At 71.1% G+C, this 12,802-nt stretch carries 12 protein-coding genes; 5 read left to right on the top strand and 7 right to left on the bottom strand.

Features of this window, described 5'->3' with window-relative positions; all coding sequences use genetic code 11:
* Window positions 1–4: 4 nt before the first annotated feature.
* The 5 genes from ACFQ6S_RS32580 to ACFQ6S_RS32560 all read left to right on the top strand — a co-directional run bounded on the left by ACFQ6S_RS32580 (window position 5) and on the right by ACFQ6S_RS32560 (window position 6,213).
* Window positions 5–2,122, top strand: a complete 2,118-nt coding sequence (locus tag ACFQ6S_RS32580; RefSeq protein ID WP_383417817.1) for a tetratricopeptide repeat protein — start codon at window positions 5–7, stop codon at window positions 2,120–2,122.
* Window positions 2,123–2,206: 84 nt separating this feature from the next.
* Entirely contained in the window at window positions 2,207–3,664 is a 1,458-nt protein-coding gene (locus ACFQ6S_RS32575; protein ID WP_383417814.1) for a VWA domain-containing protein, read from the top strand.
* Window positions 3,661–4,587: a hypothetical protein gene (locus ACFQ6S_RS32570; protein ID WP_383417812.1), complete on the top strand. Its 927-nt coding sequence runs from the start codon at window positions 3,661–3,663 to the stop codon at window positions 4,585–4,587. The genes ACFQ6S_RS32575 and ACFQ6S_RS32570 overlap by 4 nt, the downstream gene beginning before the upstream one ends.
* Complete coding sequence (locus ACFQ6S_RS32565) at window positions 4,584–5,831, top strand: extracellular solute-binding protein (RefSeq protein ID WP_383417809.1); 1,248 nt, start codon at window positions 4,584–4,586, stop codon at window positions 5,829–5,831. The genes ACFQ6S_RS32570 and ACFQ6S_RS32565 overlap by 4 nt, the downstream gene beginning before the upstream one ends.
* 40 nt (window positions 5,832–5,871) lie before the next feature.
* Window positions 5,872–6,213, top strand: coding sequence for a CU044_2847 family protein (locus tag ACFQ6S_RS32560; RefSeq protein WP_383417807.1), 342 nt, complete (start codon window positions 5,872–5,874; stop codon window positions 6,211–6,213).
* On the opposite strand, the gene ACFQ6S_RS32555 is transcribed toward ACFQ6S_RS32560, so the two are convergent.
* From ACFQ6S_RS32555 to ACFQ6S_RS32525, 7 genes are all read right to left on the bottom strand, one after another.
* Complete coding sequence (locus ACFQ6S_RS32555) at window positions 6,210–7,538, bottom strand: sulfate adenylyltransferase subunit 1 (protein ID WP_383417804.1); 1,329 nt, start codon at window positions 7,536–7,538, stop codon at window positions 6,210–6,212. The genes ACFQ6S_RS32560 and ACFQ6S_RS32555 overlap by 4 nt on opposite strands.
* A 2-nt stretch (window positions 7,539–7,540) precedes the next feature.
* Window positions 7,541–8,413: a sulfate adenylyltransferase subunit CysD gene (gene cysD, locus ACFQ6S_RS32550; RefSeq protein ID WP_383418276.1), complete on the bottom strand. Its 873-nt coding sequence runs from the start codon at window positions 8,411–8,413 to the stop codon at window positions 7,541–7,543.
* Window positions 8,414–8,499: 86 nt separating this feature from the next.
* Entirely contained in the window at window positions 8,500–9,063 is a 564-nt protein-coding gene (gene cysC / locus ACFQ6S_RS32545; protein WP_383417801.1) for an adenylyl-sulfate kinase, read from the bottom strand.
* Window positions 9,060–9,932 (bottom strand): [LysW]-aminoadipate kinase, encoded by an 873-nt coding sequence (locus ACFQ6S_RS32540; RefSeq protein WP_383417798.1) that lies wholly within the window; start codon window positions 9,930–9,932, stop codon window positions 9,060–9,062. Before ACFQ6S_RS32540 ends, cysC begins: the two co-directional genes overlap by 4 nt.
* 22 nt (window positions 9,933–9,954) lie before the next feature.
* On the bottom strand, window positions 9,955–10,983 hold the full coding sequence (gene argC, locus ACFQ6S_RS32535) for an N-acetyl-gamma-glutamyl-phosphate reductase (RefSeq protein WP_383417796.1): 1,029 nt from the start codon (window positions 10,981–10,983) through the stop codon (window positions 9,955–9,957).
* A 179-nt stretch (window positions 10,984–11,162) separates the two neighbouring features.
* Window positions 11,163–12,191, bottom strand: coding sequence for a C45 family autoproteolytic acyltransferase/hydolase (locus ACFQ6S_RS32530; protein WP_383417793.1), 1,029 nt, complete (start codon window positions 12,189–12,191; stop codon window positions 11,163–11,165).
* Entirely contained in the window at window positions 12,182–12,799 is a 618-nt protein-coding gene (locus ACFQ6S_RS32525) for a GNAT family N-acetyltransferase (RefSeq protein ID WP_383417790.1), read from the bottom strand. Before ACFQ6S_RS32525 ends, ACFQ6S_RS32530 begins: the two co-directional genes overlap by 10 nt.
* Between the last annotated feature and the right edge of the window lie 3 nt (window positions 12,800–12,802).

The following is a 12,802-nucleotide window of genomic DNA, read 5'->3' as shown; positions in this document are numbered from 1 at the left end:
GCGGATGTGCAATCGCCCCGACTGCGGCCGTGGCGAGATCGACCAGCAGGGCTTCTGCGACCGCTGCGACCGCAGGCCGCTGCCGCAGGACCACGCGACGCCGGCGGCCCGCGCCCCGGAGCCGGTGCGGGCTCCGAGCGGCGGCGTGGCGCATGTGCGCCCGGATCCCTGGTACGGCCTCGCCCTGGTCGACTCCGATCAGGGCCCCGACACCCCGGCCGTCCCGCCCCGGTCGGCGGAGCCCGTCGCCGAGGAGCACCGCTTCTGCCCCAACCCCGCCTGCCAGAAGCCGGTCGGCCGCGGGCGCGGCGGCGACCCGGGCCGCACCGCGGGCTACTGCCCGGAATGCGGCACCGGCTTCGACTTCACCCAGCCCGACGGCCGCACCATCGCCGGCCGCTACGACGTCGAACGCGTCCTGGGCGCCGGAGCGTTCGGCTCGGCCCACCTCGCCCACGACCGCAACCTGGAGACCCACGTCGTCCTCAAGGCCCTGCACCCGTCGGTCGCCGAGACCGCCCTGCACGAGCGGGACGTACTGGTCGGGCTCCGGCACGACGCGATCGTCCGCATCCTCGGCTACGAGCAGGAGGGGCCGCATCTCGTCCTGGAGTACGTCCCGGGCATACCGTTCTCGGCGAGCGACGGCGACCGGCTGGAGACCCTGCTCGCGCACGGCGTCCGTGTCCTCCAGGCGCTCGACTACCTGCACGCCCGGGGTCTGCTGCACTGCGACGTCAAACCCCTGAACATCATGCGGTTCCGGGAGCAGAGCCCGGCGGGCGCGCTGGACCGGGTGCGGCTCATCGACTTCGGGGCGGTACGGCGCCAAGGGGACGAGGGGCCGATCGAGGCGTACACCCCGGCGTACGCGCCCCCGGAGGGCGATCCCGAACACCGGCACCCGACCCCGGGCTTCGACCTCTACTCCCTGGGCATGACCCTGCGCGTGGTGTGCGACGACCGCTGGACCGACCGCTCGGTACCGGGCGTCGACTCGCTCCATCTGCTGCTGGAGCGCGCCACGGACGACCAGCGGCCATGGCACCGGTTCGGGTCGGCACGGCAGTTCGGGGAACAGCTCAGCGGGGTCATCCGGCAGGTCGTGGCGGCCCCGCCGACGCAGCGTCAGGTGGCCCGTCCGTCCGCCCTGTTCGGTTCGATGCCGCATTCCCTGCACGGCGGACTCGGGGCCGCGCGACCGCTCGCCCACTGGGTCGAGGCGCGGCCCTGCAAGGACGCGACGCTGGCGATGCGGGCACCGTTCTCCTCGCCCGAGCCCGCCGCCATCGCGACCGCGCTGCCGACGCCGGTGTCCGACCCCGACGCCCCGGACATGGCGGGCTCGAGCAGGCGTGCCCTGGCCGAGAGCCGGCTCGCCCTGCGCAGACGGGACCCGGAGCTGGCCGAGCGGGCGCTCGCGGCAGCGGAGCTGGACGACTGGCACTGGCTGCACGCCTGGCACTCCGGCCTGATCGAACTGGCCCGGGAGAACATCACGGCGGCCACCACGGCATTCACCGCCGTACGCAGGGCGGTTCCCGGCGAACTGATACCGCAACTCGCCCTCGGCCTGTGCGCCGAGCTCCGCAGGGACCTGGCCGCCGCCCGCTCGCACTACGGCGCGGTCTTCGACACGACGCCGGCCCTCGGCGCGGCCGGCTTCGGTCTGGCCCGGGTCCATCTGCTGGCGGGCGAGCGGACGAAGGCGGTGGGCGCCGCCGTACGGCTGGCCCAGGAGTTCCGCTACGAACGCGAGGCGCGCGTGGCGGCCGTACGGCTGAGCGTCATGGTCCTCGACGGGCCGGACCGGCCCGAGCCGGACGGGGACGACCTGGAGCGGGCCGGGGCGGGTCTGGACGGCCTCGACGTGGACCGGGCCGCGGCCGCGGGGCTGCGTGCCGAGATCCAGTACGCGCACTTCCTGCACCACCGCGACCGTGAGCGGCTGTCCGACGCGCTGCGCGAACTCGGGCCGCACGCACCCACCGAGCGTGAGTACGTCGCACTGGTGGACCTCGCCAACCGGCTGCGTCCCCCGCTGCGGTGGAGATGGTCCGTACGACGTGGAAGAACCGGTCATTCCCGTTTCGGACGAACACCCAGGCCGCTAAGCTCCTGATACGCCGAGTAGTGGACAACCACACGCTCCGTAAGGGACACGCAGCGACGCGATCGGGTGGTGCCGGTGGGGGACAGCTCGCCCTTGGGACTCAGCTTTGCCCTGGAAGTGGACGCACCCTCGGAACTGGCCTACGACGCGCAGCGCGCGGACGCCCTCATCACCGTCACCGCGCGCTCCGCTCCGGGCGCGGCCCCGGGTGGGCCGGACGCTCCGGGCGCTCAGGGTGCCGAAATCCTCATCATGGACCGTTCGTTGTCGATGACGGGCCGCAAACTGGACGAGGCCAAGCGGGCGATGTGCGCGGCCATCGACACCCTGCGCGACGGCACCCTGCTGGGGATCATCGCGGGCAACCACCGGGCCGACGTGATCTTTCCGGCCGACGGCGGCCTGGCCCGCCTGGACGCGGTGACGCGCGAGGACGCCAAGCTCCGGGTGGTCGGCCAGCTCGCCGAGGGCGGCACGGCGATCGGCGAGTGGCTGGAGTGCGCCGGCAGGCTCTTCGCTTCGGCGGACTCCCCCGGCACCGTGCGGCACGCCGTCCTCTACACGGACGGCAAGGACGAGCATGAGACCCCGGAGCAACTGGGGGAGATCCTCGCCGCCTGCACCGACCGGTTCGTCTGTGACGCGCGGGGGTTGGGCGACGACTGGCACTACGCCGAACTGCTGCGCATCACCGAGGCCCTGCACGGCACCGCCCAGGCGGTCGTCACCATCTCCGACCTCACCGAGGACTTCACCCGGCTCCTGCGGCAGGCACAGCGCATCGTCGTGCCCCGGGTCTATCTGGGCCTGCACCTCAACGAGCGCTTCCAGCTCGCCTTCGTACGCCAGACCCGCCCGGCGGAAGCCGAACTGACGGCCCGCCAGCGACACGATGCCGAGACCCATGTGCCGCTGGGATCCTGGCCGCCGGAGACCCGCCAGTACCAGGTCTCCCTCCGCTTCGACCCGCACGCCCTCGCCGTCGACGAGGACCTGCGGGCCGCCCGCATCACCCTGCACGCCGAGCGCCCGGACGGCACCCGCCGCCCGTGCTCCGCCACGGCGGCCATGGTCGTACGCCGCCGCTCCACCCCCGGCTTCGGCATCCCCCGGTCGGCCAACCTCACCCGCGTCGAGAACGAACGCGAACTCGGCATGGCCATGCGGGCCTGCGCCGACGCCCATCTGCGCGGGGAGCTCGACCGCGCCGACCACGAACTGGGCCGCGCGATCGGTCTCGCCCAGAACCTCCACGACACCATGCGCCTACGACTGCTGCGCGCGCTGGCGGCCGACGGGCCCGACGGTCGGCCGCGGGTGCGGCGCGATGTCTCCCGGGCGGAGATCCAGCGGATCGGCGTCGACTCGACGAAGACGGCGGCACGACCGGTGGACGTGGTGGAACTGCCGATGCGTGAGGCGCCGTTGCCGCCGCGTGCGTGCCCGCGGTGCGGTGCGACGTCGGCATCGGCGGCGGCGAAGTTCTGCGAGGAGTGCGGGCATCGGTTCGGGGACGCGGGTGTGGGGAGCGCGCCGGTGGATGCCTGGTGAGCGGGGTGCGGGACGATCGACGACCGGTGCGGCCGAGGGAGCGCGGGCCGCATCCCGTCGTGGTGGTGCGCTGGCTCCGGGCGGGCGTCCTGAGCATGGTGGCCCTGACCGCGCTGCTGTATCTGGTCGTGGCCAATCGGGTGGGAGAACAGGTCGCGGCGGCTCAGCGCACCCGCGAGGCCGTCGTTGCCATCGACAAGGCGCGGGACGAGGCCGAGTCGGCGTCGGACGAGCTCGACGAGGCGTCCTCGACCGGCGCGCTGGAACTGACCGGCCCCGGCGCCGAGTTCGCCAACGCCACCACCCGGGTGGGCACCCTCCTCACCTCGGCGACCGGGGGCAACGCGGCCGGGGAACGGGGACTGCATCACATCCAGTTCGTCCAGGGCCAGTTGACGACCTGTGTGCAGCTGGCGAACCGGGTGGTGAGTGATGGCAAGCGGGGCGTGCTGGCGGCACGCGAGGCACTGAACGACAAGCCGGAGGCGGAGGGCGTGAGGGCGGACGTCAGGTTCACCGGCGGGCTGATCGAATCGCTGGAGGATCTGCGGGAGATCGAATCCATCGCCCTGGCCGAGCAGCTCCGCTCCCGCTGGCTGAACCCCCGGCTGCTCTGGCCCCTGCTGCTCGCACCCGCCGTCGTCATGCTGCTGCTGATCGGCGCGACCGACTACGTCGTCGCCCGCCACTTCCGCCGCTACCCCCACCCGGCCCTCGGCCTGGCGCTGCTGGCGACCGCGTCCGTCGCCGTCACCGGGTGCCTGCTGTGCCGGGTCACCCCGGGCGAGCTCACCGACGATCCGGTACTGCCGGGCGAGGGATGGGTCATGGCGATCACGCTGCCCCTGCTCCTGGCCGCGGGTGTGCTGGCGTATCTGGCCTACCGCCCTCGTGTCGCCGAGTACAGGTTCCCGCGCTCATGAGAGGACCACGGTCGAGGGGGCTCACGGCACGGCTCGCGCGCTGTGCCCTGGTCGTCGGGCTGCTCCTGGCGGCGGCAGCATGCGGGGAGCCGGGGAAGGACCGTGTGACGATCATGGTTCCGTGGTCCGACACCGAGTTCAAGGCGTTCTACTCGGTCATCAAGGCCTTCGAGAGGGACAACCCCGGCATCGATGTCGAACCGCAGATCACCCGCGCCCTGACCCAGCAACTCGACGCCGCCGTGGCCGCGGACGCGGCGCCCGACCTCGCGGTGCTGCCCAGCGTCGGGGCGATCGCCAAGTACCAGAAACAGGGCGAGCTCAAGCCGCTCGAGGTCCGCACAGAGTCGTACGTGGAGCCCTTCCGCAGTCTCGGCATGCGCGAGGGGAAGGTCTACGCGGTGCCCGTCAAGGCCGACGTCAAGAGCCTCGTCTGGTACGTGCCGAAGGCGGTCGTCCCGCCGCCTCCCGAGAACTGGCCGGCGCTCCGGGCCCGGCCCGAGACCTGGTGCCTCGGGCTGGAGTCCGGCCTGGTGTCCGGCTGGCCCGGTGCCGACTGGATCGCGGACATCCTGCTCGCCGAAGAGGGCGCCGACACCTACGAGGCCTGGGTGTCGGGCCGGCTGAAGTGGAACTCGCAGCAGGTCGACGACGCGTGGACGGCGTGGGGCGACCTGATCGAGAGCGGCGACCCCGAGGCCGCCTCCACCCGCAAGTTCAGCGACGCCACCGACCAAATGGCCGACCGCACCTGCTCCCTGGGCCATGGCGCGCTGTCCGCGATGGGCCTCCCGGCGGACGGGGTGCGGGACGGGACGTACACGTTCGTCACCCCGTCCCCGAAGGCGCTGGAGGTGTCGGCTGACTTCGTCGGAAAGTTTTCCGACAGCACGAGCGCCGAGCGGCTCATCGCCTATCTGGCGAGCGAGAGCGCCCAGCGGACCTGGGTGAACAGGCCCGGATACGCGATCTCGGCCAACGAGCGGGTGACCGGGTACGCCGACCCCGCCCAGGCGCGGATAGCGGACATGCTCCGCTCCGGGCACACGCTGTGCTTCAGCGCCGCCGACGCGATGGACCCCGATGTCACCGCCGCCTTCTACCGAGCGGTCCTCGACTACGCCAACGGCAAGGACCTGGAGGGCCTGCTCGACGCGCTGGAGAGAGTCCAGCAGACCGCCGAGCGGGAAACTCCGGCCTTCGCCGCGCCCGAACCGCTGTGCGCCACGCCGAGCCGGCCCTGACCCGCACCCCCGCACACCCACCCACCCAGGAGCCGCCCCGATGCCGGACGCAGTCCAGTTCACCCTGGCCGACGGAACCGTCGTCCTCGTCGCCCCGCCGGCCCGCGCCGGCACCGGTGCGGTGGGCCTCGGGTCCCGCCTGGAAAGCGCGGGCACCACCCTCCGCGAGGCCCTGACCCCGATCACCTCCGCCGCCTCCGAGGTGATCGGCCAGTTCCGCGACACCGCCCGGACCCCCGACGAGGTGGAGGTCACCTTCGGCGTCGTCCTGGACGCCAAACTGGGCGCCCTCCTGTCGAGCGCCGGCGTGGGCGCCCATCTCGACGTCACGCTGCGGTGGAGCGGCGAGAACACCGCCGACCGCAGTCCCGGGGCCCGCTAGGGCTGAAGGCGCTGATCCCCTGCCCGCGCGTCGATCATCCCCGCGGCGAGCGTCGCCCCGTCCTGCGGGTCGACGAGGAGGAACGAACCCGTTCGCCGGTTCTCCAGGTAGTCGTCGACGGCGAGCGGCTCGGCGGTGCGGATCTGTACGCCGCCGATGTCGTTGGCGCCGAGACCGTCCGGGCAGGGCAGGTGGCGGGCGTCGGTGACGTCCACGCGGTAGTCGATCCGGTCCACCATCGCCGGGACCGTCCTGGTGGTGTGCTTGAGCAGCACACGCTGACGCGCGCGCAGCGGACGGTCGTGCAGATGGCACACGGTGGCGGTGATCTGCCGCAGCATCTGTGGAGCGGGGCCCGCGGTCAGCATGTCGCCCCGGGAGATGTCGATCTCGTCGGCGAGCCGGACGGCCACCGACTGCGATGCCCACACCCTGTCGGTCTCCTGGCCGAGCACGCTGAGGCCGACGACCGTGCTGGACTCTCCGGAGGGTTGTACGACGACGGTGTCGCCGACCTCGAGGTGGCCGGAGGCGAGTTGTCCGGCCGGCCAGCGCTCCACCACCTGCCGGTGCTCCGCGGGGTGCCGGATCACGTACTGCACCGGCAGGCGCAGCGGCTTGCTGATCGGGTCCGCTCCGACCGGCACGTTCTCCAGATGGGACAGCAGCGTGTCGCCGTCGTACCAGTCCATCCTGGTCGACCGTTCGACCACGTTGTCGCCGGTCAACGCCGACATCGGAATGGCCGTGACGTCGTTGATGCCCAACTCGCGGGCCCGCTGGGCGAATTCGTCGGCGATCGCGGTGAAGGTGGACTCCTGGTAGCCGACGGTGTCCATCTTGTTGACCGCCAGCACGACGTGCGGCACCCGCAGCAGTGCCGCGATCGCGCCGTGCCGCATCGTCTGCGCGACCACGCCGTTGCGCGCGTCGACCAGGATCACCGCGAGGTCCGCGGTGGAGGCGCCGGTGACCATGTTGCGGGTGTACTGCACATGGCCCGGGGTGTCCGCGAGGATGAACCGGCGCGCGGGCGTCGCGAAGTAGCGGTAGGCCACGTCGATGGTGATGCCCTGTTCCCGTTCGGCCCGCAGGCCGTCGGTCAGCAGTGCCAGGTCGGGGCCGTCCTGCCCGCGCCTGCGGGACACCTCCTCGATGGCCGTCGCCTGGTCGGCGAGGACGGACTTGGTGTCGTAGAGCAGCCGTCCGACCAAGGTGGACTTGCCGTCGTCGACCGACCCGCAGGTGGCCAGCCGCAACAGGCCGCCGGAGAGCCGGTCGGTGGAGCACGTCTGATCTGCCGCTTCCGCGACGCCCGTTGACATGTCTAGAAGTACCCTTCTCGCTTGCGGTCCTCCATGGCGGCCTCGGACATCCGGTCGTCGGCCCTGCTCGCGCCGCGCTCGGTCACGCGGCTCGCGGCGATCTCCGCGATCACTTCGTCCACCGTCGAGGCGGACGAGTCGATCGCGCCGGTGCAGGACATGTCGCCCACCGTGCGGTACCGGACCCGGCGCTCGCACACGGACTCGTCGTCCCGGGGGCCGCCCCAGTCGCCGGGCGCCAGCCACATGCCGTCCCGCTGGAACACCTCCCGCCAGTGCGCGAAGTAGATCTCCGGCAGTTCGATGCCCTCGTGCTCGATGTACTGCCAGACGTCCAGCTCGGTCCAGTTGGACAGCGGGAAGACGCGGAAGTGCTCACCGGGCAGGTGGTGACCGTTGTAGAGCTGCCACAGCTCGGGCCGCTGCCGGCGCGGCTCCCAGGCGCCGAACTCGTCCCGCAGGCTGAACACCCGTTCCTTGGCGCGCGCCTTCTCCTCGTCGCGCCGGCCGCCGCCGAACACCGCGCCGAAGCGGCCGTCGCGGATCGCGTCGAGCAGGGGCAGGGTCTGCAGCGGATTGCGGGTGCCGTCCGGACGCTCACGGAGCCTTCCGTCGTCGATGTACGACTGCACGGACGCCACGTCGAGCCGGAGGCCGTGCTTCTCGACGATCCGGTCGCGGTAGGCGATCACCTCGGGGAAGTTGTGGCCGGTGTCCACGTGCAGCAGGGAGAACGGCAGGGGCGCGGGCGCGAACGCCTTGAGCGCCACGTGCAGCATGACGATCGAGTCCTTGCCGCCGGAGAACAGCAGCGTCGACCGGTCGAACTCCCCCGCCACCTCACGGAAGATGTGAGCCGCCTCGGACTCCAGCATCTCGAGGTGGGTCAGCGAGGGCGCCGCGGACACCGCGGGGCGGGCGCTCGTGGGACGGCCGGCGGGCAGGACCCGCGTGGGGGCGGTCACGACAGTCCCCGTTCCGTGAGCAGCGCACGCACCTGCCGGACCGACTCGTCGACCGTCTGCTGCTGCGTGTGGACCCGCAGATCGGGGTCGATCGGAGCCTCGTAGGGGTCGTCGGCACCGGTGAGTCCGCTGATCTCGCCCGCCGCCTGCCTGGCGTAGAGGCTCTTGACGTCCCGGTCGGCGCAGATCTCCACCGGAGTCGCCACATGCACCTCGAGGTAGGGGACGCCGCGTGCCGCGTGCCGGTCCCGGACCGCCGCGCGGGACAGCGCGTAGGGGGCGATGACCGGCACCAGCACCGTGACGCCGTGCTCGGCGAGCAGCCCGGCCACGTATCCGATCCGCCGCACGTTGGTGTCCCTGTCCTCCTTCGAGAATCCCAGATCCGCGGAGAGGGCGGCACGGACCTCGTCACCGTCGAGCACCTGAACTCGGTGCCCGTCGGAGCGCAGTCGCTCGGCGAGACCCACCGCGATGGTGGTCTTGCCCGCGCTCGGCAGCCCGGTCAGCCAGACCGTGCCGCCCTGCCACTCGGCTGGTGTGCCATTCGGTTCGCTCATGTGCGGATCAACCTTTCGCGTGAGCTGTGGGCCGGCGCCCCCGCGCTGGAGAGGTGCACCGTGGTGCCGGCCCCCGCGAGTGCTCGGCTGACGGGTTCGGGGGTGCGTCCGTCCGCGATGCGTACGGTGGCGACTCCGCCGGTGAGCGCCTCGCGGGCGGCGATGAGCTTGAGCGCCATGCCACCGGTGGCGGAGGGGTCGGGCGGGCCGGTGCGGGATATCTGGTGGGTGCTCTGCACGCTGGTGGGGTCACCGGGGTCGGCGAGTACACCGGGTGCGCCGGTGAGCAGGAGCAGCTGGTCGGCGCCCAGTGCGGCGGCCAGTGCTGCCGCGGCGCGGTCGGCGTCGACGTTGACGGGGTGGTCGTGTTCGTCGATGGCGGGCGGTGAGACCACCGGTACGTAGCCGGCGCGCAGCAGTGTCTCGGGGAGCTCGGTGTGGACCGTGCCGATCCGGCCGCTGTGGTTGTCCCGGATCAGGACGGTACGGCCGTCGACGACGGCACGGACGGCGGATTTCCGGCGGGCGCGGAGCATGCCGCCGTCCATGCCGGTGAGTCCGACCGCGGGCACCTTGTGGCGGGAGAGCTCCGCCACGAGCCGGGGCTTGACCGCGCCGGCCAGGGCGAGGACGACCACTTCGAGCGTGTCCGGGTCGGTGTAGCGCGTGGACACGTTGTCCGGTGCGACGAGGGTGCGTTGTGCGACGCCGAGTCGGCCGGCGAGGCGCCCGATGTCACCGGAGCCTCCATGGACGACAAGGATGGAGTGTCCTTCGTGGACGAGACGGGCGATGTCGGCGCAGATGCCCTCGGCGTCCACGGCCGGATTGCCGCCGCATTTGACGACGGTCAGCGGTTTGGTGGTCACGGTCTCTCCGGTTGGCCGGGGTTCACAGGGGGTGGAGGCCGGGGAAGGTCAGGCCGAGGGTTTCGGGTAGGCCCATGCGGATGTTGAGGCATTGCAGGGCGTTGCCGGCGCCGCCTTTGACGAGGTTGTCGAGGGCGGCGATGGTGGTGAGGCGGTGGGTGTCCTCGTCGAGGGCGTAGCCGACGTCGCAGTAGTTGGATCCCAGGAGGATCTTGGGGTCGGGGTAGCGGAAGATGCCGCGTTGGTGGGCGACGACGCGGACGAAGGGTTCGTCGGCGTACTGGGTGCGGAACGCGCGGCGGACGGTCTGCGTGTCGACGCCGGGGCGCAGGGTGGCGTGGCAGATGGTCTGGACGCCGCGGACGGCTTCGACGCCGGTGGCGGTCATCGCGGCTTCGATGCCGAGGTGGCGGGTGATCTCGGCCTCGTGGCGGTGCCGGGTGGGTGCGAACACACGCATGGCGCCGCTGCGTTCGGCGTGCAGGTTGGCCGGTCCCGCGGTGGAGCCGGAGCCGCTGGAGCCGGTGCGGGCGTCGAACTGGGCGCCGGCCTGCGTGTCGATGAGGTCGTGGGCGACGAGGGGGTAGAGGGCGAGGATGCCGGCGGCGGCCATGCAGCCGGGCACGCTGATCAGGTTCGCGTGGCGCAGGCTCTCGCGGTGCAGTTCGGGCAGGCCGGGCACGAAGTCGTGAAGCAGGTGCGGGGCCTGATGCTTCTCGCCGTAGTAGCGCTCGAAGACGTCGGTGTCATCGAGCCGGAAGTCCCCGGTCAGGTCGATGACGACTTTGGACCGCTGGGTCCACTGCTCGATCTGGGTCATCGCGGCCCGGTGCGGCAGGGCCAGGAACACCGCGTCGCAGTCCTCGACCTCGTCGGCCGAGCAGAACGACAGATCGGTGGCGGACCGCAGGTTCGGGTGCACCCCGTCCACCCGCTTGCCCGGAAAACGCGAGGAGACCGCACCGACCACCTCGACCTCGGGATGACCGATCAGCAGCCGCAGCAACTCCCCGCCGATGTAGCCGGCCGCACCGACCACCGCAACCCGCATCACGACCGCACTCCCCTCACCGACACAACCCGACCCACCACCACAACTCCCTCCAGTCCGAACCGATCACGTATACGAAGGGAAAACTACGAACTCATCCGCATCACCCGCGTCCGCGACAAACGCATTCAGGGGGAGGCACCGGACTGACTTTCCTGCCGTGCGACTACGCACTTCGATTACGGCAAGGAGTGAACTTGCTCCTGCGCAGTCGACGGATCACCCGGCCAAAGCCGAATTTCCCCCAGATCCGGGCGCATTATCACTGCCGCGACGGTCCGCTCACGCCGGATGTCGCCGTTGTCCGGCACGAGGATCGGCGGCGTCGAGAGGAGCCGGTGATGGCTCGCGGTGTCGCTCGCCTTCGGGATGCCCGCCTCTCGAACCGCCTCCAGACGTCGCCTTGATGAGTTCTTGGCGAAGACGTTGATCTCGTCTCTTTCGGCGAAATCGGCGTCCAGGAAGTGGTTCGTATGCGCCAGTTCGTCATCTTCGACAATGCTGCGTTCCTTGCCGAGCGCTTCGACGCACACGGCCCGCTCCTCGCCGCACACCATGAATGATCGCGAGCTGGCCAGCGGGAGCTCGCAGAGTATGTCGACGGCCTGCTCGACGCTGTCGGCGGTGTCCAGCACATGCCGGATCGCCAGGTACGGCGGAACTCCCGGTTCCCAGGCGCCGCCGAGCACGAGATTGAGGCCTACGGCGATTCCGGCGTCGTTGACACCGAGATAGCCCAGGAGTCCGGCGAAGCTGAGCACCAGGGAGCGGTGACGTGGTCCGGAGACCGCCAGGAGGGCGATCTGATCGTCGAGGTTCCCGTTCAGGTCGACCGTCTGTGCCAGCACCGGCCGGCCCCGGACGGAGGCGTACGTGGTGCAGTCCCCGCCGGTGACACGGCTGTAGCCCAGAAGCTCTCGGCGCAGTTGCAGCAGCCAGGCCGCGTCGCGGTCGACTCCGGCGCCGGCGGCGAGGCCGTCGATCTCGTCGGCGAGGTCCGGCAACGCGGTGGCGACGACATCACGGTGTGCGGCGATGCCCGGTCGCAGCGAATCGAGGTCCATCGGGCGGTCGTTGAGGTGGCCGAGGCGGGCGAGCGAGTCGTCGAGGAATCCGCGGAGCCGTCCGGCCAGCGCGCGTCCGTGGGTGATTCCACGGGAGTGCGGCGGACCGGACAGCTCAATGAACGGCGCGCTGTTCACGCGCACGGGTTGACAGCCTTGCCGATTCGACCGAGTTGGTCCTTGACCGAGGGCCATTCGGCGCGGAGAACCGAATAGTAGATCGCGTCGCGCCTCCTGCCTTCGGGCATCGGGTTGAAGCTGCGCATGACGCCTTCTTCGTATGCACCGATCTTGCGCAGTCCGGCCCGGGCCTGAGCGTTGAGGATGTCGGTCTTGAATTCGACGCGTTCAGCGCCCATGACTTCGAACGCATGCTCAAGGAGCAGGTACTTGGCCCAGCGGTTGATGCCCTTCCCCTGGAAGTTGACACCCAGCCATGACCACCCGATCTCAAGGCGCCCGTCGGCCTCGGCGAGGTTGCCGTAGCTGGAGCTTCCCGCGACCTCTCCGGTGCCCTTGTCGACGATGACGTAGACCGCGCGCTTGCCACTGTTCTGGTCGGCGAGCATGGCGTCGAAGAACACCTCGAAGTCGGCGTCGTTCTCGACCCGGGAAACGAAGTAGGTCCAGATCTGCTGGTCGAATGCGATCCGGCGCAGCGGTTCACGGTCGCTCTCCGAGAGGGGATGGAGTTCGACGTGTTCGTTCTCGAGAAGCGTGGAGGCGCTCTCGCTCCAGGCGGTGCGGCTCAAGAT

This window comes from Streptomyces sp. NPDC056479, from assembly GCF_042795335.1.
In the GTDB taxonomy this organism is placed as follows: Bacteria; Actinomycetota; Actinomycetes; order Streptomycetales; family Streptomycetaceae; genus Streptomyces.
This window is presented reverse-complemented; position numbering and strand designations above follow the sequence as displayed.